Origin of the sequence: Myceligenerans salitolerans (assembly GCF_017349295.1) — a bacterium.
Lineage (GTDB): Bacteria > Actinomycetota > Actinomycetes > Actinomycetales > Cellulomonadaceae > Myceligenerans > Myceligenerans salitolerans.
On the sequence record NZ_JAFMPK010000041.1, the window covers coordinates 27215 to 50796 of the forward strand.

The window sequence follows — 23582 nt, forward strand, 5'->3', positions numbered from 1 at the left end:
ATGCGCACGCTCAACGGTTTCAAGGACTTCATCACCCGGGGCAACGTCGTCGATCTCGCCGTCGCGGTGATCATCGGCGCGGCGTTCACCGGTGTCGTCACGGGCCTCATGGACGGCGTGCTGAACCCGCTGATCGCGTGGCTCTTCGGCTCGCCCGACGTCTCGAGCGCGGGCTTCTCCGTCACGAACTGGCAGGGCGAGGAGACCCTCTTCCCGATCGGCCTGTTCCTGCAGTCCCTGATCAACTTCGTCATCGTCGCGGCCGCGCTCTACTTCTTCGTGGTGACCCCGGTCAAGAAGCTGATGGAGCTGCGCAGGACGACGGAGGAGGAACTCGAGGAGACCCTGGAGAAGGACGTCGAGCTCCTCACCGAGATCCGCGACCTTCTCCGCGCCCAGGCCACCACGCGCTGAGGCGGCTCGCCGTCACCAGTGGGGCGGCACGTCCCGCAACAGCCGTTCGTCGTTGCTGCCGTGCGCGCCGCGCTCGGCCGGCTCGCCGTCGCCCTCACTCCAGCCGTCCGCGCGCTCGTCCGCGCTGACCCCGGCCACCGCCTCCCGCTCGGTCCCTCGCCGCACGGCCCGCCGCGGCCCCTTCCGCCGCGGCGAAGGCGGCGCCGAACCGTTGTCCCTGTCGCGCCCGGAAGTCTGGTCCTCACCCACACCCCCATCCTCCCACCCGGGCCCGGCGCGCGGGGTTCACCCCTCGACCACGTGCGGCACCGTGACCACGCCACCCGCTCCGACTCGTGCGTCCCGAACCCTCAGCACGACCCGCCGGACGCGTTCCGCCTCCGCGTCCGGATCCAGGAAGGCGGCGGCCGACCACACCTGCGCGACGACCCACCCGAGCTTCTCCAGCCGGTTGGCCAGTTGCCGGTCCCGCACGCGGATCGAGGGCTCGGCCACGTAGGCGGCGTCGTCGGTGAGCACGGCGACCAGCAGCTCGCCCGGGAGGTCGGGATGCCCCACGGCCAGCGGGATCCGCTCCCCGTCCCCGATCCCGTAGTCGGTCTCCACGACGAGCCCGGCCTTCCACAGCCGCTCGCCGAGATCCCCCACCAGCCGGTCGGGTTCACGGGCGACGTCCACCCCGTTGCCGAGCTCGACGTCGTCGGCCTGGCCGTCCCGCGAGGCCGCGAAGGCGAGCACCTCGCGCAAGAGCTTCGGACCGGGTCCGCGCAGCCGCTCCGGGTCGATGTCGTCCGCCCCGAAGCAGGAGACCACGTGCAGCCGCTTGCGTGTCGCACCGAGCGCGCCCAGCAGCATCCCGTCGCCGCCGGCCTCACCGAGCGCGCCGAACCGGTGCAGCACGCGGCCGTGCGGGGTGCGCCCGAACCCGAGGGTCAGCACGATCGTGTCGCGCTGCAGGCCCGCGACGCCGGACACATCCGCCACCACCACGGGCTCCGGCCGCTTTCCGGAGAAGAACGGGGCGAGGGCGGGGTTGGACCGCACCTCGGCCAGGAGTGCCTCGCGGATGCGGTCGGCGTGCGCCGCCGTCACCGTGACGATCCCGAACGTCTCCTCCGGGCGTGTCATGGCGTGGTCGATCGCGAGCTCCACCACGCGGTCCACCTCGGCACGGGTCGACTCGACGGCGCCCGACACCGGGTCCGGCATCCCCGTGCCGTCCACGAGCCAGTGCCGAACCAGCGCCTCGGTGCGCGGCACGGGCGCCGGGCGGAGCACGCCGTCGTACCCGTGCTCCGCGAGCAGCGTGGTCAGCGCGGGGTCGCGCCTGCTGGGCTCCGACGTGAGCGAGACGGCGGGCAGCAGGTCCGACAGCTCCCGGACCGCCGTTCCCGACGCCGATCGAGGATCCCCCACGACCATCACCTGACGCCCGCGCGCGATCGCGGGGACCACCACCTCGAGCGGCACGTGCTGCACGGCGTCGAGCACGACGAGGTCGGCGCAGCGCTCCGGCGGCAGGAGGTGCGGCACGAGCGTGGGCGTGGAGATCATCGTGGGGCGCAGCCGGCGAGCCACGGCACCGTGGTTCGCGACCATGTCGCGAACGGACGTGAGCTTTCCCTCGACGAGTTCGGTGTAGAGCGCCTCGGCGTCGTCACGTTCCTCGCGCATGGCGCTGCCGAGGTGCGCCCGCACGGCCACGCGTACCGGCCCGGGCAGTGCGTCCACATGCCGCAGATCCAGCTCGCGGAACCGTCCGGCGAGTGCGTCGAGACCGGCGCCGTCCTGTTCGGCGAGCGCCGGCTCGGAGGCGAGGATCTCCTCGAACACGGAGCTCCACCATGCCAGGTCGAGCTCCGCACCCACCTGGGCCGGCTCGACGCGTCGCACGGCGAGGTCGTCGACGAGGTCACCCAGACCGGCGCCCCGCGCGTGCAGCAGGATCGCGGTGCGTTCGGGAAGGGTGGTCAGGGCGTCCGCGTCACCGGCGAGTGCGTCGAGCCGTTGCAGCAGGGCGTCGAGGTCGAGGCCGGCGAGACCGCCTCCGGCGTAGGACGTGGCGAGGGCCGGTTCGAGCGCCTCGACGTCGATCCGGACGGCCTCGTACGTCTCCTCGATGGACGCGAGTCCCTCGGGGAGGGTGGGCCAGCCGCCGCGCGGGCACTGTTCCTGCCAGATCTCGCGCTGTTCGGCCACCTCGAGGAGAGCTTCGTGCATGTCCGACAGGCGGACCCCGGGACGTACCATGCCGCGGGCGCGCTTCCTCAGACGCCGGCGCTCCAGCCAGCCCAGTTCGATCCCGTGCTCGGCCCGCCAGCGGCCGGAGGCGGTCGCGTGGACGAGGTCCTCGACCGTCCGTTCGAACACCATCGGCTGGAAGACGTCGAGCGTGCCACGCATCCCGGCGAGCATCGCGAGCTGTTCCGCCCACTGCGCGAGGCAGGTGGCCGGCACGAGTCCGGTGACCTGGACGACGTAGTCGATCTGCTCGCGCAGGCGCGGCAGGGTCTCGTCGTGCAGCCGCCGGACGCGGGTGAGCGCGTCCCGCGCCGCCCGGTCGGTGGTGATCTGCGCGCCGAACCACGGCGAGGTGGACGACTTCAGGGAGAAGGCGCCCAGCTCGGCGGCCCGGGCCAGGTCGCGGGCGTGCTCGGCGCGCTTGTCCTCGGTCAGGCCGAGGACGGTGTCCGGCGGGAGCCGCACCGTCGTGGAAGGCGCCGGCTTCTGGGACGTGAGCCGCGCGAGGGCCTGGAGCGCGTCGTAGGCGCTGATCCGCTGCGGGCCGCGCGGCTCGTGCAGGGCGTCGATGTATCCGGCGAGCTGGGAGCGAGCGCCGATGAGCGCGTCGCGCACGCGGGCGATGGCGTCGGTGTCGACGGCACCGGTCCCTGCGGTCATCGCGCTCAGGAGCCGGTGGGAGACGATCTGCCGCCAGGAGGGGGTCGGCGCGACGTCGAGCAGCAGCCCGTCGAGCCCGAGCGACTCCAGGCGCGCGATGAGTGCGTCGGCGGCGCGGCGGTGCCCGGGGACGTAGAGGACGGACCTGCCCGAGGCGTTGGCCTCCGCGACCACGGCGGCCAGCGTCCCGGCGACGTCGGAGCCCACGGGCGCGTCCACGAACAGGTGGTTGCCGGTGGCCAGGGCGTCCACGACGTGCCGCTGCCGGGGGTCGAGGTCCCCGACGCCGCGTTCTCGTGCCGGGTTGGCGTCGCCCACGCGCGGCTCGGGAAGGTCGAGGGCCCGCAACGTGCCGATCGCCTCGTCGACGCCACCGGCGGCCGCCACCACCTCGTGACGTCCGAGCGACGGCGTGAGCTCGTCGAGGTCGTCGACGAGCACCTGGCCGGGGTGCACGAACGTGCCGACCAGGACGCGCTGGTCGAGTTCGAAGTCGCCCAGCACCGCGGCACCGAGTGACGCGACGCGGTGCAGGACGTCGGTGGGGTCGAAGCCCGCGATGGTGAACGCCGCCTTGGCGAGCGCCGCCGGGTCGAGCAGGGCCCCGTGGGCGCGCAGGGTCCGGGCGACCACGGGGTTGATCTCGGCCGAGGCCTCGAGCGTGATGTCGTAGTCGGCCTCGCTGTCACCGCGAGGTGTCAGGGTGACCGGCCGGAGCAGCACGGGTGCGCGTACCGCGCGGGGTGCCGGGGCGTCGGTGCCCGACGGCGTGTCCGGGGTGGGCGCTGCCGGTGACGCCTCGTCCGGCTCGGCGTCCGCCACGTGTTCCCAGGGATTCTCGGCGCGGCCGGTGACCCGCGCGAGTGCTTCCATGTCGTCGTCGGTGCGGCCGGGAGCCGATCGTTCGGTCCAGGTCGCGACGCCGATGGCGAGGTAGGTGGGGGCGACTCCGTAGCGTTGCGCGTGCTCGGCGGACCTCGCCGCCACGGCCTGTGCCCGACGGCGTGCCGCGGGCAGGGCGCCGACCTCGCGGACCAGGTTGGACAAGCGGGTGGGACGGCCTGCGAAGAGCTGCGCGACGCCCGACGGGTGTGCGGCGGACAGGTCGATGACCGCCTCGCCGAGGAGGCCGATGTCGGCGAGGGAGGAACCGCCGGCCAGTTCCACGAGTCCGGCACGCCAGCCCGCGATCGCCTCGGCGAGTTCGGGCGAAACGTTCTCCGCGTCGTGGGCGCCTGCCCCGGTGGCCGCGCCGCCGGGCGGAGGCAGCTCGGCCGCGGCGAGTTCATCGGCCGGTTCCGTGACGTCCTCGGCCAGTGCCGCCGTGATCTGGCCGGACAGCTCGTGGTCCGCCCCCGGGTCCGGGGCGGCTGCGGTCTGGCGTCGTGCGGCTCTCACCCCAGCAAACTAACCGTCTCGGGGCCCCGGGTCCGGGGCGACACACCGACCGGCACGCCGACCGTCGCACCGGGGCGGGCATGGTCCGGACTCGGCGACACCACGGCACTTCCCCGCCGACCATGTCCGCTTTGCGGCTCTCAGGGGGTTCTGGCACATCACATGCGCTCACGGCTCCCGCGACCGACACTGGCGAATGTGCGGACAGTTCCGCGCCACAGAAAAGGGGACCGTGATCATGGATCGGAAGATCCTTCGCATTCGCATTTCTGTAGCCGTGTCGGTGAGTGCGCTGGTGCTCTCCGCCGCCGCGTGGGGGCCCGGGCTCGACGGCCCGGCCAGGCACGGGAACGACGGGCTCCGTGTGCTCGTCGGGCCGGGCGACGGCGGCGAGACGAGGTCGGTGCGCGCGGCCGTGCGGGCCTGGTCCGCGGAGTCGGGACAAAGGGCGACCGTGCGCGTCGCGGCCGACATGCCCCGGCAGCTGTCCCAGCAGTTCGCGGGCGGCAATCCGCCGGACGTGTTCGCGCTCGACGCCGAGGAGCTCACGGCGTACGCCACCCGAGGATTCCTGCGCCCGTACGGCGGCGACCTGCCCGGTGCCGAGCACGTCGACCCGGCGCTCGTCGAGACGTTCACCGTCGGCGGCGAGCTGGTCTGCGCGCCGAAGGCCCCGGCGCACGGCGCCACGGGGCCGTCGGCGGGAGGAACCGACGGCGCCGCTTCGTTCGGGGAGTGCTGGGGGGTCGCCGCCGAGTCGACCGATCCGGAGGCAGCGGTGGACCTGGTGCGACACCTCACCCGGCACTTGGTCGACACCGCGGGATGAGCGGCTCCGCGGGATGAGCAGCTTCACGAGGGAGCGGCTCCGCCGGACAGGGGCCGCGCCGCGGCCCACCGCGTCCTGGGGATGGTGCGCCTGATTGGATTCGAACCAACGACACCCGCTTTAGGAGAGCGGTGCTCTATCCACTGAGCTACAGGCGCTCGGGCACACAGCCTAGCGTGAATGCGCTCGCGTTCACGCCCGGACGACGACCGGCACGCCTGCGGGGAGGTCCTTGACCGCGTCGAACCCGGCGGGCGTGAGCCGGACGCACCCGTTGCTGATCTCCTGCCCCTGGCCGACACCGACGTGCAGCGCGGTCGCGGCGTAGTCGACCCCGGCGAAGGTGTCCAGCGTCTCGGACTGCGCCGACAGGAACAGGCTCAGCCCCGTGTTGGACGCCATGGTGACGGTCATGACCTGCGCCACGCCCTGCGGCGTCGGCGTGCTCGGGGCGCCGACGCCGGCGGGAACGGTGACGCGGTTCGCGCCGTCGTCGACCACGACGGTGCGGTCGGAGAGGTCCACGACGATCGAGCGGTCCTCCCGTTCGAGCAGCACGGACTTCTTCTGCACCCAGCCGGCCGCTCCGTTCACGGCCCCCGGGTCCGAGGACGGGAGCGCACCGCGGCCGTAGGGCAGGAGCACCTTGATCCAGTCCCCGCGGTCCTTCAGGACGAGCCAGCGGGCGTCGTAGTCGTACTGCCTGTCGGCCAGTGCGAGGCGCGGCATGGCCGAGACATCGGGCTCGGCCCACACGGGCGTGCGTTCCTGTCTCGGGACGGCGACCGCGCCGGGCAGGTCGTCGAGCGTGGCCGCCTTCGAGCGGGGCATCCGCGGCATGACGGACTCGATGGTCGGGACCTCGAGCGACGACAGGTCGAACTCGGCAGGGGTCGGGCTCGGCGTGGGAGAGGGGGGCGGTGACGAACTCGGCACGGGGCTCTCGGTGGCCGGCGGTGCCGCCTCGGCCGCCCATCGTGCGGTCGGGTCGTCACGAAGCACGGTCGCCGCTCCGACCACGGCGATGAGGAGCAGTGCGACGACCCCGCCGACGAGCGCCACGATCCAGCCCCGGCTCAGCGTGGTCCCGGAACGTGCGTCCGACCCGGCGAGCAGACCGGTGCCCGGCGGTCTCTCGGAAGCGTTCACCCCCGTCACCTCCATCCGCGACTCATTGTGCCGGAGGATCGGCCGCTCGGCCTCGAGCGAAAACGGAATGTCATACAAGTCCGATATCTTGCTGCCGCACGCGCCCCGCACCCCCAGCTTCCGAGGAGAGTCCAGTGCCCCCCACCCCGCAGCAGCTCCGCTCACGCAAACTGGTGCTGACTGCCGCCGTTTCCGTCGCACTGGTCTCCACGGGTTCCGCCTATCTGGCGATGGTGCAGTTCGGCATCGACGTGCTGGCGATGGACCCCGCCACGGCGTACGCCACCGCCGGTGTCTTCGAGCTCTCCCTGGTGACGGTGGCCCTCCTGGCCCGAGAGGCGGCCAAGGACAACCGTCCGGGCGGCACGCTGCTCACCCTGACGTGGGCGCTGTCGTCCGCGTCGGGGGCGTTCGCCGCCTGGCACGAGGTCTTCATCGGGCACCCCCTGGGCGCGGCCATCTTCCGGTTTCTCGTCCCGCTGCTGGCCGCCCTGATGTGGCACCTGGCTCTCATCGGGGACCGCCACCTCGCCACCGGGATGTCCTGGTCCGGCATGCGTCAGGCACGGCGGATGCACGCGCTCTTCCTGACCACGGAGGACCTGTTCCGGGCGCAGAGCCTGCTCGACGGATCGCGGTCGTCCCGCCGGCGGTTGATGCGCGCCGAGGGAGCGCGGCGTCGTGCCCGGTCGATCGCGTTGCGCACCGTCCCTCCCACCGAGATGCGCGCGCAGGTGGCGGCCTGGGCCGAGGCCCTCTCCGCCGTCGGCGACGGCACGGCCGACGTCGCCCGCCTGCACGCCGACGACCGGCGGCGGCTCGCCGGCGTGCTCGGGGGCGAGGGCGAGCCGAGCGCGCCGGAGTACGAGCGCCGAGCGACCGACGCCGTCGTCGCCGAGCTCGGGGCCACCAGGTCCGCCCTGCCGGGCCGCACGGCCGGGAACGCGACGAGGATCGCCCCTGCCGGCGACGTCCCGAGGATCGCGCCCGCGGAACCCGGTGGAACGCGGATCACGGCCGTCGAGACGACGGAGAGCCAGGCCATCGAGGGTGAGTGGACGCCTGCCCAGCGTCCTGAGTTCGCCGACCGCCCGGGCACCGGCCCGGACCCGCTGACCGCGGCGGCCGTGTCCGGTGAGGCGGGCGAACGACGGCGGCTTCCCGGCGCACGTGCCGCCGCGTCCGTGGCCGCGCTGACCGGAGCGGCTCCGCACGCGGCCGGGGTGCGCCCGATCGGCGCGCCGGCGCCGCACGCTCCCGTGCCCGTGCGGCCTCCGACCGGCGCGATCCCCGTCGCCACCGTCGCGGCCCAGACCGAGCCCGTCGAACGGCGTCGTCCGGCAGCACGCGACGACCGCCGCACGGAGGTGCGGTCCTCCGCGCCGGCTCCACGGGCGGACGAGGCCGGCCGCCGCGCGGGGTCCGGCCGGAGCGCCACACCCACCGAGCGGCAGCCCGGCTCGCGACTCGACGAGGCCACGGTGAACCGCATCATCGACCTCTTCGCCCAGGGTGTGACGGTCAGGTCCATCGCGAAGCAGCTGAAGGTGGCCGAGAGCACCGTCCGCAAGCACCTCAAGAACTTCGAGGCCACCGGTTCGATCCCGGTCGTCCGGACCTGAGGTCTCCTCCGGGCCGCGGGAGCCGCGAACCCCTTGTTCCCGGGCGGTCGGCACCGGCCGACGCCCGCATACGGGCGGTTCGCGGCTCTCGTCGCTCAGACCAGGTCGCGGACCCTGGCGTACTGCTCGCGGATGACGGGGCGGGGATCCGCCGCCAGCGTGGTCGCGATCGTCGCCGACCAGGCGGGCGGCTCGGGAACGGCGGTCGCACCCGCGTCCGTCGTCGGCTCCGAGCCCGCCTTCTCCGCCGTCGCGAGCACCCATGCCGCCTGGCGGGCGGCGCCGTCGGCGACGTACTCGCCGGGCTCCGGCACGGCGATTGGCAGGCCGAAGACCTGCGGGGCGATCTCCTGGACGGCCGGCGACTGGGCCGCGCCACCGATGAGCATGACCCGCTCGACGGGCACGCCCTGCGCCCGCAGGGCGTCGAGGCCGTCCGCCAGCCCGCACAGCATGCCCTCGACGTAGGCGCGCGCGAGGTGCGGACGGGTCGAGGTCGCCAGGCGGATGCCGTGCAGTGTTCCGGTGGCGTCGGGCCGGTTCGGTGTGCGCTCCCCCTCCAGGTACGGGACGAGAACCAGACCGTCGGAGCCTGCCGGTGCCCGCAGCGCGAGCGACGCGAGCTCGTCGAAGTCGGCGCCGAGCACCTCGCGGGCGGCGTCCAGCACGCGCGCCGCGTTGAGGGTGACCGCGAGCATCAGGGCGTTGCCCGTCGCGTCGGCGAAGCCGTTGATCGCTCCCGATCCGTCGGCGGTACGCCGCGGCGCCACCGCGGACACGACACCCGACGTGCCGATCGAGATCGCGACGTCACCGGGCGTCATGCCCGCGCCCAGCGCCGCACCGGCGTTGTCACCGGCCCCCGGGCCGATGAGGGCACCGCCGTCGACGTCGGCGCCTGCCACCGAAGGGTGCGCGACGCCGCCGGACTCGGCAGGGCCCAGCACACGGGGCAGGACGACGTCGTCCCGCCCGAGGGCCATGCGGAGCAGGTCCGGCCGGTACTCCCCGGCGCCGTCCGCGCCCTGGGCGTCGTAGTAGCCCGTGCCGGACGCGTCGGACCGGTCTGTGAACAGCGCGTTCAGGTCCGGGCCGAGCGGAGCGCTCGGGTCGCCCGCCGGACCGTAGCCGGCGATGCGCCACGACAGCCAGTCGTGCGGGAGCGCGACGGCGGCGACCTTCGCGGCGTTCTCGGGCTCGCTGTCGTGCAGCCAGCGGAGCTTCGTCACGGTGAGGGACGCGACCAGCACCGACCCGACGGCGTCGGCCCACCGCTGCGCCCCTGCGGCGCGATCACCGTCACCCAGCTCGGTGATCAGCGACTCCGCGGCACCGGCGGAACGGGTGTCGTTCCACAGGAGCGCGTCGCGGATCACGCGGCCCTCGGTGTCGAGCACGACCATGCCGTGCTGCTGGCCGCCGACGGCGATCGCGGCCACGTCGGCGAGGCCCCCTGCGGCCTCGGCGGCCCGGGTGAACGCGGTCCACCAGTGGTCGGGGTGGACCTCGGTGCCGTCGGGGTGCTTGGCGGAGCCGGACCGGACCAGTTCCCCGGTGGCGGCGTCACGGACGACGATCTTGCAGGACTGCGTGGACGTGTCCACGCCGGCGACGAGGGGCATCGGTGCTCCAGGGTTTCGCGGTGGGTGCGCTGTGCGGGGCAGAGGGACGGGCGCGAGGCCGCCCTCGTGGTCCGAGGGTATGCGGCTGCCCGGGGAGCCCCGCCGTGCGTCGCCGTGCGGCCGGGCAGGTGCTTGCCCGGCCGCACGTGAAGCCCGGCGACGGGACCGGCCCGCCGCGTGGCCTCGCCGGCGTCAGCCGATGAGGTGCTTCAGGGCGAGCTGGTGGAGGCGGACCAGTCCGTAGTCGCGCTCCGCCAGCGCGTCGACGTCGTACGTCTCGTCCGAGGCGAGGAACTGCTCGATGGTCTCGCCCGCGGCCAGCGTGGACTCGCCGAGCTCGAGGATGCCGGCGTGCTCGAAGGCGGCCTGCACCTCGGAATCGGCCCGGTACGCCGCGGCCTTGGCCGCGAGCATGTCGTAGGTGGCCATGTTCGCCTTGGCCGACTCCCACACACCGTCGAGGTGCTCGGTACGCGACGGCTTGTAGTCGAAGTGGCGCGGTCCCTCGTAGCGCGGGCCGCCGTTCGGCGCACCGTTCTCCAGCAGGTCGACCGTGAAGAACGCCGAGAGCAGGTCACCGTGGCCGAACACCAGGTCCTGGTCGTACTTCGGCCCGTGCTGGCCGTTCAGGTCGATGTGGAACAGCTTGCCGCAGTACAGCGCGAGCGCGAGGCCGTGCGTGTAGTTCAGGCCCGCCATCTGCTCGTGCCCGGTCTCCGGGTTGAGGCCCACGATGTCACCGTTGTCGAGCGTGTCGATCAGCGCGATGGCGTGACCGATGGTGGGCGCGAAGATGTCGCCGCGCGGCTCGTTCGGCTTGGGCTCCAGCGCGATCCTCAGGTCGTAACCCTGGGACTTGATGTAGGCGGCGACCGTGTCGATGCCCTCCGCGTAGCGTGCGTGGGCCGAGACCAGGTCCTTCGAGTTGTCGTACTCGGTGCCCTCGCGGCCACCCCACATGACGAAGGTCGAGGCGCCCATCTCGGCGGCCAGATCGACGTTGCGCAGTACCTTGCGCAGGCCGAAACGGCGGACCTGCCGGTTGTTCGAGGTGAACGCGCCGTCCTTGAAGACGGGGTGCGTGAAGGTGTTGGTGGTGACCATCTCGCAGACCAGGCCGCTCTCCTCGGCGGCCTTCTTCACCGAGTCGATGTGCGCCTGCCGGGCCGACTCGTCGGCGTCGAACGGGAACACGTCGTTGTCGTGGAACGTGAAGCCCCACGCGCCGAGGTCGGCGAGCTTGCGGATGGACTCCGCCGGGTCGAGGTCCGGGCGGGTGGCGGAACCGAACGGGTCCTGAGCGTTCCAGCCGATGGTCCAGAGGCCGAAGGAGTACTTGATGTCGCTCACGGGGATCTCCTCGTCGAGGTCGGCCCACGCGCAGGACGGTGCGCCCCTGCGACATCGCGGGCCCATTTGTTGTACGGATGAACTATCTACCGAACACTCCGCTACAGTCAAGGCGTGACCACGACGACGGCGGCCTCCAGGCAACACACCTTGCGCGAGCGCAACCTCGAACTCGTGGCACGAGCCGTCTTCGAGGCGCCGGAGCCACCGTCCCGCGCGGCCGTCGCCGCGGCGACCGGCCTCACGCGCGCCACCGTCTCGACCCTGATCGACCAGCTCGTCGGTGCACGCCTGCTGCGCGAGCTTCCCGCCGTCGCCGACGGCCGCGCCGGCCGGCCCGCCGTACCGCTCGTGCCCGCCGGTCGATCCGTCCTCGGCCTCGGACTCGAGGTGAACGTCGACTACCTCGGCGCCCGAGCGATCGACCTCACGGGCACCGTGGTGGCCGAACGCGTGCTGCCGGGCGCCTTCCACGACAGCGACCCCGGCGAGGTCCTCGGCGAGCTGGGCCGGATCGCACGCGGCATCGCCCAGGACGTCCGGCACGGGGACATGCGCCTGGCCGGCGCCCGCCTGGCGCTGCCCGGTCTGGTCGACGCCCGCGCCGGCGTCCTCGACGTCGCCCCCAACCTCGGCTGGTCGTCCGTGGAGCCCGCGCCCCTGCTCGACGTCCCCGGCCTGCCCGTGGAGATCGCCAACGAGGCGAAGCTCGCGGCGCTCGCCGAGCTGGCGGGCCCCGGCCTCACCGGCGGCGGCCCCCAGAACGGTCCGCCGGGAGCTCTCGTACCCGACTCGTTCCTGTACGTCTCCGGCGACGTCGGCATCGGGGCGGCGGTCGTCGTCGGCCGCGAGCTGTTCCTCGGCGAACGCGGCTGGAACGGCGAGGTGGGACACGTCGTCGTCGACCCGGCCGGGCCGCGCTGTTCCTGCGGGGCGCGCGGCTGCCTCGAGCAGTTCGCCGGCAAGGAGGCACTGGCCCGTGCCGCGGGACTGCCTGCCGACGCACCGCTCGGCGACCTCCTCGTCCTGCTCGGCACGCCGGACCCGGGAACCGCGGAGGGCGGCATACCGGGCCCGGGGACCGCCGAGGGCGGCACGCCGGGCCAGGGTGCCGCGGAGGGCGGCCCGACCGGCCCGAGCGCGGAGAGCGGCTCGCGAGCGGCTCGCGGACCCGGAGCGGAGGCCGGGCCGGACACAGCGGCCGACGGAGCCACGGGCCCCTCCCCCGACCCGTCGGCCCGGCACGCTGCCAGGGCTGCCGTACGGCGGGCCGGGAGCGCCCTGGGGTCCGCGCTCGCCGACTTCGTGAACCTGGTCGACGTGCACACCGTCGTGCTCGGCGGCATCTACACCGAGCTCCTGCCGTGGCTGCGGCCGGAGGTCGAGACGGTCCTGGCCGAAAGAGTGCTCGCGGCGCCGTTCGTGGAGCTGGAGGTGCGTGCGGCCCAGGCGGGCCCGCAGGCGGCACTCACCGGAGGCGCCCGCGAGGTGCTGCGCGGAGTCCTCGCCGATCCGGCGGCCTGGACCTGACGAGCGCCCTCGGGGGCGCGAGGGCTCCGCGGCCGGGGTCCGGATACGCGTGACGCCCCTCCGGCAGGGGGTCCGAAGGGGCGTCACGATCGGGCCGGAGCCCGATGGGGTATGACGGTGCGCACCGCGCAGGGGGCGGGCGATGCGCACCGTCTGCCCAGAAGTCTGCACCCGATCGGGGCGTGCGTCAACACAACTTTGGACGCTCGTCCATGTTCGTTCGCCACCTGCGCAAACACTCGAGCGGTGGCCGCGCCGCAGCCGGTATCCCCGGCGGTTGCGCTGCTCAGAGCCATCCCTCCGCGGGGAAAAAAGCTGCTTGTCTTCGCAGTTTCCCCATAGAATCCCGACCTCGTGACCAAGTTCGTCGAGGCCGTCTTCCCAGAACGTATGGGACGGTCGTTCAGGTGGCTCGTCGGTTCTTCCTGGGTGAGCAACATCGGCGACGGGATCGCGATGGCCGCCGGGCCGCTCCTCGTGGCATCGCAGACGAGTTCCCCCTTCCTCGTGGCCCTCGCGGCGCTGCTCAACAAGCTGCCGTGGCTGCTGTTCGGGCTCTGGGCCGGAGCGATCGCCGACCGGGTGGACCGCCGCCGACTGGTGATCGTGGCGGACGCGCTGCGGGTCCTCGTGATCGCCGCGCTCGGTGCCTTCATCGTCACCGATACCGTGAACATCACCATCGTGCTGGCTGTGATGCTCGCCCTCGGCGTCGCCGAGGTGTTCGCCGACACCACGAGCCAGACCCTCATGCCGATGCTCGTGCCCAAGAAGGACCTGGCGATCGGCCACGCCCGGCTGCAGGCGGGCTTCCTCACGGCGAACCAGCTCGCGGGTCCGCCGCTGGGTGCGTTCCTGTTCGCCGCCGGAATGGTGTGGCCCTTCCTCGTCCAGGCGGTGGCGGTCTCTCTGGCCATCGTGCTCATCGCCCAGGTGGTCACGCCCCGCGGCCCCGTGCGGGGCGACATCAGCACGCACATCCGCCAGGACATCGCCGACGGCCTCCGCTGGGTGTGGCGCACCCCGGCCGTGCGCACCCTGATGCTCACGATCCTCACGTTCAACATCACCTACGCCGCGCCGATCGGTGTCCTCGTGCTCTACGCGACGGAGCACCTGGGCATGAGCCAGCTCGAGTTCGGCCTGCTGACGACGGCGATGGCCCTCGGCGGCCTGCTCAGCACCGCCGTGTTCGACAAGCTCCAGCGGCGGTTTCCCTTCGCCACGATCATGCGGGTGGTGCTGAGCTGCGAGGTGCTCTGGCACCTGGTTCTCGCCGTCAACACCACCGAGTGGGGCGCCTTCGCCGCGATGTTCGCGTTCGGCGCCTACTCGTTCCTCTGGGGCGCCATCTCGAACGCCGTACGGCAACGGGCCACGCCGATGGAACTGCAGGGGCGCGTGGGCTCGCTCAACATGGTGTCGGTCTTCGGCGGCATCCTGCTCGGCAACGCCCTGGGCGGAGTGATCGCCGAGCACTGGGGACTGACGGCACCGTTCTGGTTCGGGTTCGTGGGCGCCGGGATCACGCTCGCGCTGATCTGGCGCGCCCTGGGCCACATCGCCCACGCGGAGTCGGACTGACCGGAGCAGTCGTCGTCCCCCCCGTCGCCGCGGGCCGGGGAACATCGCCGCGGGCGGCCGAGCGTCGCCACGGGCGGGCCGGATCCGCGTGCGGACGTGACGGTTCGACGTCGTTCCAGCCTGCGGGCCGAGACCGCCCGGCACGGGCGACCGGTAGGATCGCGGCCGATGGAGCTCCACACCGGCCGACCGCTGCCGGCCGGCACCGCCGCCGAGGCCGTCGTCCGGCTCGCGCGACGGGCGGCCCGCCTCGACATCGCCCTGCACACGGTCGAGGTGAGCGTCGGCGGCGAACTCGTCGTGAGCGCCGCGAGCGCGCCGCTCGGTCCGCACGTGCCGCAGCGCATGTACTCGGTGTCGAAGACGGTGACGGGCCTGGCCGTCGGGCTTCTGGCCGCCGAGGGGGTGCTGGACCTCGACGACCCGGTCATCAGGCACTTCCCCGAGATGGCGCCCGTGCATCCCTGGCTCGAGGCCACGACGATCCGGCACCTGCTGGCCATGCGGGGACCGCACCGGGCCACGACGTACGAGCCGGCCTCGGCCGGCTGGCTGACGTCGTACTTCCGGGTGCCGCCCACGCATCCGCCCGGCACGCTGTTCACCTACGACACCTCCGCCACGTACACCCTGTCGGCTCTCGTGGAGCGCCTCGCTGGCGCCTCGCTCGCGGACTACCTGCGGCCGCGCCTCCTCGACCCGATCGGCGCCGACGCCGGCCTGCGCTTCCTCACCGGTCCGGAGGGGATCGCCCACGGCGGTTCGGGGCTCATCTGCACCCCGCGTGACCTGCTGCGCCTCGCTCATCTCCTGCTCGGTACCGGCGTCCCCGTGATCCCGGCCGACTACCTGCGCGACGCCACCCGGCGCCAGGCCGACACGACCCAGCTGACCTGGGGCCGGACCCTGCGAGGCGGCTACGGCTACCAGTTGTGGCTCCCGCCCGCGGGTGGCTGGCTGATGTTCGGCCTCGGCGGACAGATCGTGTACGGCGATCCGGTGCGCAGCCTCGCCGTCGTCGTCACCGCCGACGCCCAGGCCTGCGGGAACGGTGACCACCGTCTGCTGGACGACGTCATGGACCTCCTGGTGGCCCCTCTCGCCGAGGAGACCGACGAGACCGGGGCGCGCACAGGCGACCGCGCGGCTTCACCCCCTGGCGCGCCCGGCGCCGTCGTCGGCCTCGAGTGGCCGGCGCCGCGTCATGACGCCTCCGCCCTCTCGCCGCCGCTCGACGGGGTCCACCGGAACGTCGCGGACGGTCCGGGACCGGCCGAGCTGTGCGTGACGACGGACGACGACGGCGGTCGCGTGCGCGCCTTCGCACGCGGAGCCAGGCACGGGGCTTCCCCGACCCGGGACGGCGACCGTCTGCCACGCGGCACCGGGGACGGCAGCGCCGGGTCCGAGGGCGACGCACCGGGGTGGGAGATCGAGTTCCGGTTCGGCCGGCCGGTGGCGACCCGGATCGGCGGGAAGCCCGCGGTCGTCACGGCGGGCCGGCCGGAAGTAGGGATCCTGGACCTCCGCTGCGCGATCCACGGCGACGACCTGGCGACCTGGCGGCTCCGTCTCGCCCGGTCGCCGGACGGCACGGTGGCCGTCCAGGCCGCGGCCTACGGCGAGTCGGTGGACCCGTCCTGGACGTTTCACGCCGCGTACGTTCCCGTCCGGGTCCCGGCGAGAGGTCTCACGCCCTGTCCGTGACGGCGCGGGCCACCGCGGCGTCGGTGCGTGCGGCGGCCGCCCGGCACAGCACACCGCCGAGGGCGGCACCGGCCGCATAGCGCAGGAGGTCCGGAGCCCAGGAGGTGGTCCCGAGCACGGGTCCGTCCGGCTCATGGGTCGTGTGCGGGACCGGGCGCCTATCCACGCCCGTCCCTGTCGGCCTGACGTGTGTACCGGATGTGGCGGTAGCGGAGCTCGTCCGGGCCCGACGACGTCAGCCACTCGCCGATGCGCTCCGCACGCCAGGTCGCGCCGTCGATCGGCGGCGCGAACGTGTCGCCCTCGACCTCCAGGTCCACCTCGGTGATCTCCAGCCGCCGGGCGATCCTCATCGCCTCCGCGTAGACACGCGAGCCGCCCATGAGCCAGATCTCGTCCCCGCCGGGGGCGTCGGCCGCGAGCGCCAGTGCCTCCTCGAGCGAACCCGCCACCTCGACCGCCGTCCGTGGGGTGGTCGCTCCCTCGCCCTGTGTGGGTATGGTCCCCATGCCGATCACGGCACCGAGGCTGCTGATCACCACGTTGGTGCGGCGGGGCAGGGGTCGCTTCGGGAGGGACTCCCAGGTGAGGCGGCCCATCACGACGGGGTGTCCGGAGGTCGTGGCCTTGAAGTGCGTGAAGTCCTCGGGGACGTACCACGGGATGGCGCCGGCGGCGCCGATGACGGGGCGTCCGGCGGCGTCGCGGGCCTGTGCCCAGATGAGCCCGATCATGGTCAGACCGCGACCGGGGCCTTGATGCCCGGGTGGGAGACGTAGTCCACGACCTCGACGTCCTCGTACTCGTAGTCGTCGATCGACTCGCGGGGTGCGAGGCGGAGCGTGGGGTACGGGTAGGGGTCACGGGTGAGCTGGGTGGTGACCTGCTCGATGTGGTTCTCGTAGATGTGGCAGTCGCCGCCCGTCCAGACGAAGTCCCCCGCGGCGAGGCCCGTCTGCGCCGCGATCATGTGGGTGAGGAGGGCGTAGGACGCGATGTTGAAGGGGACGCCGAGGAACAGGTCCGCCGAGCGCTGGTACAGCTGGCAGCTGAGTTTTCCGTCGGCGACGTAGAACTGGAACATGGTGTGGCACGGTGGCAGCGCCATGTCGTCGACGTCGGCCGGGTTCCAGGCGGTGACGAGGTGGCGGCGTGAGTCGGGGTCGGTGCGAAGCCGGCCGATCACTCGGGCGATCTGGTCGAGCTGCTCTCCCGAGGGCGTCGGCCACGAGCGCCATTGCACGCCGTAGACGGGACCGAGTTCGCCGAACTCGTCGGCCCACTCGTCCCAGATCGTGACGCCGTGCTTGCGCAGCCACCCCACGTTCGACTCGCCGCGAAGGAACCACAGGAGCTCGTACACCACGGACTTGAGGTGCACCTTCTTGGTGGTGATCAGGGGAAAACCCTGTGCGAGGTCGTACCGGAGCTGTCGCCCGAAGACGCTTCGCGTCCCGGTCCCCGTGCGGTCGCTCTTGCGTGTGCCGGTGGCGAGCACGTCACGGAGCAGGTCCTCGTAGGGAGTGGGGATCGTGGTCACGGCGCCAACCCTACGGCGCTTCCCGGCGCCCGTCACGCGGGTCACGGGCGGGTCTCCGCCGTCGGGTGCCGTCTCCGGCGGGGCGGTCCTGGACCGGTGCCGCGCCCACGCCGTGCCCGGGCGAGGCCGCGGTGTGCCCGGGCGAGGCCGCGGTGTGCCCGGGCGAGGCCGCGGTGGTGTCACGCGGTACGGCGGGACAGCCGCTGGCGGTGTGCCTCGTACAGCATCACGGAGGCGGCGTTGGCCGCGTTCAGGGAGCTGGCGGATCCCGCCATCGGGATGCTGACGGTCACGTCGGCGAGCTCGCGCCACGCGTTCGAGAGGCCGGTGGTCTCGTTGCCGATCAGCAGGAGCACCGGCTGCGTCAGGTCGAACCCGGACGCGACGTCGTCCCCGCGCTCGTCCGTGGCGACCACGGTCACGGGCACGCCGGCCGTGCGCCGACCCTCGATCCAGGCGCCCACGTCCCGCGGCGAGCCCGCCCGGACGACGGGCGTGGCGAAGAACGAGCCGGTCGACGCCCGCACGGACTTCGGGTCGTAGGCGTCCGCGGCGTGGCCGGTCGTGATGACGCCGTGCGCCCCGAACGCGTCGGCGGACCGGATGATCGAGCCGACGTTCCCGGGCTGCGTGGGCCGGTCGAAGACCACTGCGAGGAGGTCCGGCTCCACCGGGATGCGGTCCAGATCGTCCGGCCGCATCGCGACGACGCCGAGCAGTTCCGCGCTGCCGTCGCCCTTCTCGCTCAGCTCGGCGAGCAGCTCGCCCGACATCGCGATCTGCTGGGCGGACCGGGCCGTCCGGAGGACGTCGTGCGCCCACGACGAGAGGGACCGGTCGGCGTCGTACACCAGCGCACGGATCTCCCACCCGAACCGGATCGCCATCGAGAGGGGCCGGACGCCCTGCACGAGGAACTCGCCGGTCCGATGTCGCTTGGTGCGGTTGGTCAACAGTGCCTGCAACATCTGGAACCGGGCGTTGCGTGAGGTGATCCGAATGACTGCCACAGACGCATTGTCGCCGCTGAGCTCGCGCCGGCGGGCGTCGCGGGTCACGTCGTGCGGGCGTCACCCCGGGCCTGCAGCTCCCGCAGGCGGCGGCCACGGAGCCTGAACCAGGCGACGAGCCCGGTCAGGACGAGTGCCAGCACGCCTCCGATCACCGCGCCCGCCAGGGACCCGCCGCGGAACGCCGGCGCGTCGACGTCCATGATCCGTTCGCCCGCATGAGCGGCGCTCGACGATCCCAGCACCACGGACACGGTCAGGAGGTTGGGTGCGGCACACAGGACCGCGAGCACGACGAGCGTGACCCGGACCGACGTCGCCCGCCGGCCCGGCCAGGCGGCGAGGGCCAGGAGGACGACCGGCGCGGCCGTGAAGACGGCGCCCACCAGGAAGCCCCACCACGATCCCGCGGCGAACGAGCCGTCCACGGCGTTGCCGATCGTCTGCGCCCACCAGCGTGGCAGGAACGCCGCGAGGAACCCGTAGAGCAGCCACACGGCGACGACCAGCACGACCGCCACGATCAGCCGCTTCACCCAGCCTCGCCCGTCCAGCCAGGCGTTGCCCGACGGCGGCGCCCCGGCGGCGCCGTCGGGCACGGCGTCCTCCTGGCCACCCGTGCCTCCTGCGGTCCTCTCCGCGTCACCCATACGAGTGATCATCGACCGGGAACGCGACGGCCGCACGTCACGTTGCACGGGAGGCGCGTCGCGCCGGTGCCCGGGTTCGCCGAACATCTCCGCGCGATGTCCGACACAGATGGAAGGATCAGACCCATGAGCGAGACGATCGATCAGACCACCGACGCCCCCGTCACCCCGTCTCCCACCGACGCCCTGTGGGTCGAGCGGAACGGCGTGCGCACCTACACCGGCTTCTCGGCGCGCGGCGCCCGGGTCGAGGTGGGGCCGGTGGAGGCAGGCGCCGTCTTCACACCGGGCGAGCTCCTGAAGATCGCACTCGCCGCGTGCGCCGGGATGAGCAGCGACCGCGCGTTCGCGCGCCGCCTCGGGGACGACTACGCGGTGACGATCCGCGTGGAGGACCCGAAGGACATGGCGGAGGACCGCTACCCGACCCTCACGGAAAAGTTCGAGGTGGACCTGAGCTGGCTCGACCAGACGGACCGCGACAAGCTGGTGACGATCGCCCAGCGCGCGATCGACAAGGCCTGCACCGTGGGCCGCACGCTCAAGGCGGGCGCCGAGGTGCCGCCCGCCCAGTTCGCCCCGCCCGCCGAGCAGGGCTGAGTCCCGAGCCGGGACCCGCACGTTCCCGACCACCTGCCGAGAGGATCGCATGGCCAAGGACGAGCAGCAGACGCACCGCGACCGGAGCGCCGGGGACGCCGGCCCTCCCGGCAGCGAGGTGCTCAAGCCGGACAACTCGATCGAGGTCACGCCGGCGGACTGGGTGAACTACAAGCCCAGCAGTCCGCTCGACCAGTTGATCGACAAGGCCGTGACGATCCCCTCGGCGGCGATCCACCGGCACGTCGACAAGCTCCGTGCCCGCAACCCGCACGCCTCCCCGGCGGAGATCATCACACTGCTGGAGAAGGAGTACCTGCGGGTCATCGAGACCACGGGCGGTGCCGTGGGCGCCGCGGCCGCCATCCCCGCCGTCGGCACCGCGACGAGCGCCGCACTGTCCACGAGCGACGTCGCCACGTTCTTCGCGTCGTCGGCCGCCTTCTCCCTGGCCGTCGCGGACGTGCACGGCATCGCCACCGAGGACGTGCCGCGCCGCCGTGCCCTGCTGCTGGCGACGGTCCTGGGAGACAAGGGCGCGCAGGACGTGGAGAACGCGGTCGGCGGATCGGGCGTGGCCTGGGGCAAGGTGCTGCTCACCAGCATGCCCCGCACCACCCTGACGCGGGTCAACAAGGCTCTCACCCACAAGTTCGTGCAGCGCCAACTCGCCAAGCAGGGCAGCCTCCTGGTCGGCCGGATCCTGCCCTTCGGGATCGGTGCGGTGGTCGGCTGGTTCGGGGCACGTGCCCTGGGCCACACGGTGATCTCCCAGTCCCGGATCGCGTTCGGCCCGCCGCCGGACCACTTCCCGCGGTTGATCGAGGATCCGTCCGCGAAGCCGGCCAGGAAACCCGGGTCGAGGCGGATCGGCGGGCCGGTGCGCTTCGGGCTCAGGGGCAGGAAGCGCGGCGAGCTCGAGCAGGCGCCGACGGAGGAGTGACGTCCGCAGGCGAAGTCCCGGCCCACGTCATTACCCTCGTCCCATGGCAGAACCGCGTGACACGGTCGAGGGGTCGGCGCTCGCCCCGAACTACGGCCCGCTCCCCCTCACGGTCGCACGGGCGCAGGGGGTCTACGTCTGGGACGTGGACGGCGACGCCTACCTCGACTTCCTCGCCGGGTACTCGGCGCTGAACTTCGGCCACCTCCACCAGGCGCTGGTCTCGGCCGCGATCGGCCAGCTCAAGCATCTGACACTGACCTCGCGCGCGGTGGGGCACGAACTGCTCGAACCGTTCGCCCGCCGCACGGCCGACGTCGTCGGACCGCTCACGACCGGCGGCCCGGAAAGCCTCGTCGTGCCGATGAACACGGGCGCCGAAGCCGTCGAGACCGCCATCAAGGCCGTCCGCAAACGGGGCTACGACACGAAGGGCATCGCCGAGGACGAGGCGAACATCGTCGTCGCCTCCGGCAACTCCCACGGCCGCACCACGACGCTCGCCGGGCTGTCCGACAACCCGGTCGCCCGCGACCGCTTCGGGCCGTTCACCCCCGGATTCCGCACCGTCCCGTTCGGGGACGCCGACGCCGTGGCCGGCGCGCTCGACGACGCGACGGTCGCGATCCTCATGGAACCCGTGCAGGGCGAGGCGGGCGTCGTCGTGCCACCGGAGGACTTCTGGCCCCGCCTGCGCGAGCTCGCCGACGAGCACGACGTCGTCCTCGTCGCCGACGAGATCCAGTCCGGGCTCGGACGCACCGGGCACGTCCTGGCGTGCGAGCTGTGGGACACCACACCCGACCTCGCCGTCCTCGGCAACTCCCTGGGCGGTGGCATCGTTCCGGTGTCCGCGGTGGTCGGACGGCGGGACGTGCTGGCGACACTCACGCCGGGTACGCACGGCTCGACGTTCGGCGGCAATCCGCTGGCATGCGCCGTCGCCATCGCCGTCCTGGACCTCCTGGCACCCGGCCAGTACCAGGCCCGGGCCGTCCAGCTGGGAACCGAGCTCCGCGAACACCTCCAGCGCCTCACGGACGACGGGCTGCTGGCAGGGTTCCGCGCGGCGGGGCTCTGGGCGGGACTCGACCTCGATCCGGCCCGGAATCCAGGACTGGATCACCCCGCGCGAGCACTGTCGGAGGAACTCCTGGAGCGCGGCGTCCTCACCTACGAGACCCGCGGCAACACGATCCGCCTCTCCCCGCCGCTCTCCATCGCGCGCCCCGAACTCGACCACGCGATGGAGATCCTCGAGCTGTCCCTCCGCGCGCTGGCGGAACCGGACACCACGCCGGTGGCGGAACCGGACACCGCGGCGGTCACTCCCCGGCGAGCGCCTCAGCAGCCGCCAGCAGCACGCACGTAGCCACGCCGTCCATGGCCGCCGTCACCTCGTCCAGCGGCGGCATGGAGGGTGCCAGCCGGATGTTCTTGTCCTCCGGGTCCTTCCCGTACGGGAACGTGGCTCCGGCAGGGGTCAGCGCGATCCCGGCCTCCTTCGCCAGCGTCACGACGCGGGAAGCCGTGCCCGGCAGCACGTCGAGCGACACGAAGTAGCCGCCCCGCGGGTCGGTCCACTCACCCACCCCGTAGGCGCCGAGCCGGTCCGCCAGGATCGCGGTGACGGCCTCGAACTTGGGCGCGAGGATCTGCCGGTGCCTGCGCATGTGCTCCCGCACGCCGTCCGCGGAACCGAAGAACATCGCGTGCCGCAGGTGGTTCACCTTGTCCGGCCCGATCGACGCCTTCGCCAGGTGCTTCTTGTACCAGGCGACGTTCGACGGCGACGAGGCGAGGAACGCGACGCCGGCGCCCGCCCACGTGATCTTGGAGGTCGAGGCGAACATGATGACGCGGTCCGGGTTGCCGGCGGCGGCCGCGAGCCGGACCGCGGGGGCGGTGCGTGTCTCGGTGCCGGTCAGGTGGTGCAGGGCGTAGGCGTTGTCCCAGAGGATGCGGAAGTCCGGCGCGGCGGCCGGCATCTCGACCAGGGCCCGCGCCACGTCGTCGGACACCACGGAACCGTCGGGGTTCGCGTAGGTGGGCACCACCCACATGCCCTTGATCGTCGGATCGTCCGCGACGAGTGCCGCCACCGCCGCGGCGTCCGGCCCGTGCTCGGTCATCGGGACGGTGATCATCTCGATGCCGAGTTCCTCGCACACGGCGAAGTGACGGTCGTACCCCGGGACCGCGCAGATCCAGCGCACCTTCTCCTCGCGCGACCACGGTGCGGGTGACTCCGGGAAACCGAACAGCATCGCCCACACGACGGTGTCGTACATCATCGTCAGCGAGGCGTTGCCACCGGCCAGCAGCTGCTCGACCGGGACGTCCAGCAGTTCCGCGAACATCTCGCGCAGCTCGGGCAGCCCGTCGAGCCCGCCGTAGTTGCGCACGTCCGTGCCCGCACGGTCACGAGAGCGGTCCCCCGGCAGCGCCAGCATCCGATCCGACAGGTCGAGCTGCTCGGCGGACGGCTTGCCTCGCGTGAGATCGAGCTTCAGGCCCTTGGCCTGGAGAGCCGCGTAGGCCTCACGCAGCTCGGGAAGGGCCGCGGTGAGCGCGGCGGCGTTCGGGGACGACGTCGTAGTGGTCACCCCAGGAACCCTACGCGCGCAAGGCCGAAAACGACATCACGATCTCGCGCTCCGGGCGAGCGCCTCGTACCTCGGCCCTCACCCTCCGCTTCGCCCTTCACCGTGAAACACCCACACCGCCCCTCCT

Annotated in this window: 20 protein-coding genes and 1 tRNA gene; 9 read left to right on the forward strand and 12 right to left on the reverse strand. The window is 72.8% G+C overall.

Annotated elements, in window-relative coordinates; genetic code table 11:
- Positions 1 to 414 carry a large conductance mechanosensitive channel protein MscL gene (gene mscL, locus J0911_RS10150; RefSeq protein ID WP_207275352.1) on the forward strand — a complete coding sequence of 138 codons (414 nt, stop codon included), beginning with the start codon at positions 1 to 3 and terminating at the stop codon, positions 412 to 414.
- A 12-nt stretch (positions 415 to 426) separates the two neighbouring features.
- Here the strand turns inward: mscL and J0911_RS10155 are convergent, their stop codons facing one another.
- Positions 427 to 579, reverse strand: coding sequence for a hypothetical protein (locus tag J0911_RS10155; protein ID WP_207275353.1), 153 nt, complete (start codon positions 577 to 579; stop codon positions 427 to 429).
- A 120-nt stretch (positions 580 to 699) separates the two neighbouring features.
- The gene (locus J0911_RS10160; protein ID WP_207275354.1) at positions 700 to 4713 is read right to left on the reverse strand and encodes a PDDEXK-like endonuclease domain-containing protein; all 4014 of its coding nucleotides are present in this window, start codon (positions 4711 to 4713) and stop codon (positions 700 to 702) included.
- Positions 4714 to 4951: 238 nt separating this feature from the next.
- Here J0911_RS10160 and J0911_RS10165 point away from each other — a divergent pair, with 238 nt between their 5' ends.
- Positions 4952 to 5542, forward strand: coding sequence for a hypothetical protein (locus J0911_RS10165; protein ID WP_207275355.1), 591 nt, complete (start codon positions 4952 to 4954; stop codon positions 5540 to 5542).
- 82 nt (positions 5543 to 5624) lie between these two features.
- On the opposite strand, the gene J0911_RS10170 is transcribed toward J0911_RS10165, so the two are convergent.
- Together J0911_RS10170 and J0911_RS21080 are read right to left on the reverse strand one after the other, a co-directional pair.
- Positions 5625 to 5700: transfer RNA gene (locus tag J0911_RS10170), tRNA-Arg, on the reverse strand.
- A gap of 34 nt (positions 5701 to 5734) precedes the next feature.
- Positions 5735 to 6691, reverse strand: a complete 957-nt coding sequence (locus J0911_RS21080; protein WP_207275356.1) for a L,D-transpeptidase — start codon at positions 6689 to 6691, stop codon at positions 5735 to 5737.
- A 134-nt stretch (positions 6692 to 6825) separates the two neighbouring features.
- On the opposite strand from J0911_RS21080, the gene J0911_RS21085 reads away from it, so the two are divergent.
- Entirely contained in the window at positions 6826 to 8313 is a 1488-nt protein-coding gene (locus J0911_RS21085; protein ID WP_207275357.1) for a helix-turn-helix domain-containing protein, read from the forward strand.
- Between the two features lie 95 nt (positions 8314 to 8408).
- Here J0911_RS21085 and J0911_RS10185 read toward each other — a convergent pair whose 3' ends face one another.
- Together J0911_RS10185 and xylA are read right to left on the reverse strand one after the other, a co-directional pair.
- Positions 8409 to 9935 (reverse strand): xylulokinase, encoded by a 1527-nt coding sequence (locus J0911_RS10185; RefSeq protein ID WP_207275358.1) that lies wholly within the window; start codon positions 9933 to 9935, stop codon positions 8409 to 8411.
- Between the two features lie 192 nt (positions 9936 to 10127).
- On the reverse strand, positions 10128 to 11285 hold the full coding sequence (gene xylA, locus J0911_RS10190; RefSeq protein ID WP_307865011.1) for a xylose isomerase: 1158 nt from the start codon (positions 11283 to 11285) through the stop codon (positions 10128 to 10130).
- Positions 11286 to 11399: 114 nt separating this feature from the next.
- Here xylA and J0911_RS10195 point away from each other — a divergent pair, with 114 nt between their 5' ends.
- From J0911_RS10195 to J0911_RS10205, 3 genes are all read left to right on the forward strand, one after another.
- Positions 11400 to 12815 (forward strand): ROK family transcriptional regulator, encoded by a 1416-nt coding sequence (locus J0911_RS10195; RefSeq protein ID WP_307865012.1) that lies wholly within the window; start codon positions 11400 to 11402, stop codon positions 12813 to 12815.
- A gap of 354 nt (positions 12816 to 13169) precedes the next feature.
- Positions 13170 to 14399, forward strand: a complete 1230-nt coding sequence (locus J0911_RS10200) for an MFS transporter (protein ID WP_307865013.1) — start codon at positions 13170 to 13172, stop codon at positions 14397 to 14399.
- Between the two features lie 168 nt (positions 14400 to 14567).
- Positions 14568 to 16106 carry a serine hydrolase domain-containing protein gene (locus tag J0911_RS10205; protein ID WP_207275360.1) on the forward strand — a complete coding sequence of 513 codons (1539 nt, stop codon included), beginning with the start codon at positions 14568 to 14570 and terminating at the stop codon, positions 16104 to 16106.
- Here J0911_RS10205 and J0911_RS20755 read toward each other — a convergent pair.
- The 5 genes from J0911_RS20755 to J0911_RS10225 form a co-directional block, all read right to left on the reverse strand.
- A complete protein-coding gene (locus tag J0911_RS20755) occupies positions 16090 to 16224 on the reverse strand; it encodes a hypothetical protein (protein ID WP_278186782.1) in 135 nt (44 codons plus the stop codon). The two genes, J0911_RS10205 and J0911_RS20755, sit on opposite strands and share 17 nt — an antisense overlap.
- Positions 16225 to 16264: 40 nt before the next feature.
- Positions 16265 to 16840, reverse strand: coding sequence for a dihydrofolate reductase (locus J0911_RS10210; RefSeq protein ID WP_207275361.1), 576 nt, complete (start codon positions 16838 to 16840; stop codon positions 16265 to 16267).
- 2 nt (positions 16841 to 16842) lie between these two features.
- Positions 16843 to 17646, reverse strand: a complete 804-nt coding sequence (locus J0911_RS10215) for a thymidylate synthase (protein WP_207275362.1) — start codon at positions 17644 to 17646, stop codon at positions 16843 to 16845.
- A 179-nt stretch (positions 17647 to 17825) separates the two neighbouring features.
- Positions 17826 to 18656: a TrmH family RNA methyltransferase gene (locus J0911_RS10220; RefSeq protein ID WP_307865014.1), complete on the reverse strand. Its 831-nt coding sequence runs from the start codon at positions 18654 to 18656 to the stop codon at positions 17826 to 17828.
- A 44-nt stretch (positions 18657 to 18700) separates the two neighbouring features.
- Positions 18701 to 19306: a hypothetical protein gene (locus J0911_RS10225; RefSeq protein WP_207275363.1), complete on the reverse strand. Its 606-nt coding sequence runs from the start codon at positions 19304 to 19306 to the stop codon at positions 18701 to 18703.
- 126 nt (positions 19307 to 19432) lie between these two features.
- Between J0911_RS10225 and J0911_RS10230 the strand changes: the two genes are divergently transcribed.
- The 3 genes from J0911_RS10230 to rocD are packed head-to-tail and all read left to right on the forward strand — an operon-like array spanning position 19433 to position 22221.
- The gene (locus J0911_RS10230; RefSeq protein WP_207275364.1) at positions 19433 to 19906 is read left to right on the forward strand and encodes an OsmC family protein; all 474 of its coding nucleotides are present in this window, start codon (positions 19433 to 19435) and stop codon (positions 19904 to 19906) included.
- 49 nt (positions 19907 to 19955) lie between these two features.
- Positions 19956 to 20849, forward strand: a complete 894-nt coding sequence (locus J0911_RS10235) for a hypothetical protein (protein ID WP_242636555.1) — start codon at positions 19956 to 19958, stop codon at positions 20847 to 20849.
- Positions 20850 to 20892: 43 nt separating this feature from the next.
- Positions 20893 to 22221, forward strand: a complete 1329-nt coding sequence (gene rocD / locus J0911_RS10240; RefSeq protein ID WP_207275365.1) for an ornithine--oxo-acid transaminase — start codon at positions 20893 to 20895, stop codon at positions 22219 to 22221.
- On the opposite strand, the gene J0911_RS10245 is transcribed toward rocD, so the two are convergent.
- The gene (locus J0911_RS10245; RefSeq protein ID WP_207275366.1) at positions 22175 to 23455 is read right to left on the reverse strand and encodes an aspartate aminotransferase type Ic; all 1281 of its coding nucleotides are present in this window, start codon (positions 23453 to 23455) and stop codon (positions 22175 to 22177) included. The genes rocD and J0911_RS10245 overlap by 47 nt on opposite strands.
- Positions 23456 to 23582: the final 127 nt, after the last annotated feature.

Coding starts and splice junctions, on each gene's coding strand:
- rocD (WP_207275365.1), top strand. CDS start 20,893: ATGGCAGAACCGCGTGACACGGTCGAGGGGTCGGCGCTCGCCCCGAAC.
- J0911_RS10210 (WP_207275361.1), bottom strand. CDS start 16,840: ATGATCGGGCTCATCTGGGCACAGGCCCGCGACGCCGCCGGACGCCCC.
- J0911_RS10225 (WP_207275363.1), bottom strand. CDS start 19,306: ATGGGTGACGCGGAGAGGACCGCAGGAGGCACGGGTGGCCAGGAGGAC.
- J0911_RS10165 (WP_207275355.1), top strand. CDS start 4,952: ATGGATCGGAAGATCCTTCGCATTCGCATTTCTGTAGCCGTGTCGGTG.
- J0911_RS10235 (WP_242636555.1), top strand. CDS start 19,956: ATGGCCAAGGACGAGCAGCAGACGCACCGCGACCGGAGCGCCGGGGAC.
- J0911_RS10205 (WP_207275360.1), top strand. CDS start 14,568: ATGGAGCTCCACACCGGCCGACCGCTGCCGGCCGGCACCGCCGCCGAG.
- J0911_RS10185 (WP_207275358.1), bottom strand. CDS start 9,935: ATGCCCCTCGTCGCCGGCGTGGACACGTCCACGCAGTCCTGCAAGATC.
- mscL (WP_207275352.1), top strand. CDS start 1: ATGCGCACGCTCAACGGTTTCAAGGACTTCATCACCCGGGGCAACGTC.
- J0911_RS10230 (WP_207275364.1), top strand. CDS start 19,433: ATGAGCGAGACGATCGATCAGACCACCGACGCCCCCGTCACCCCGTCT.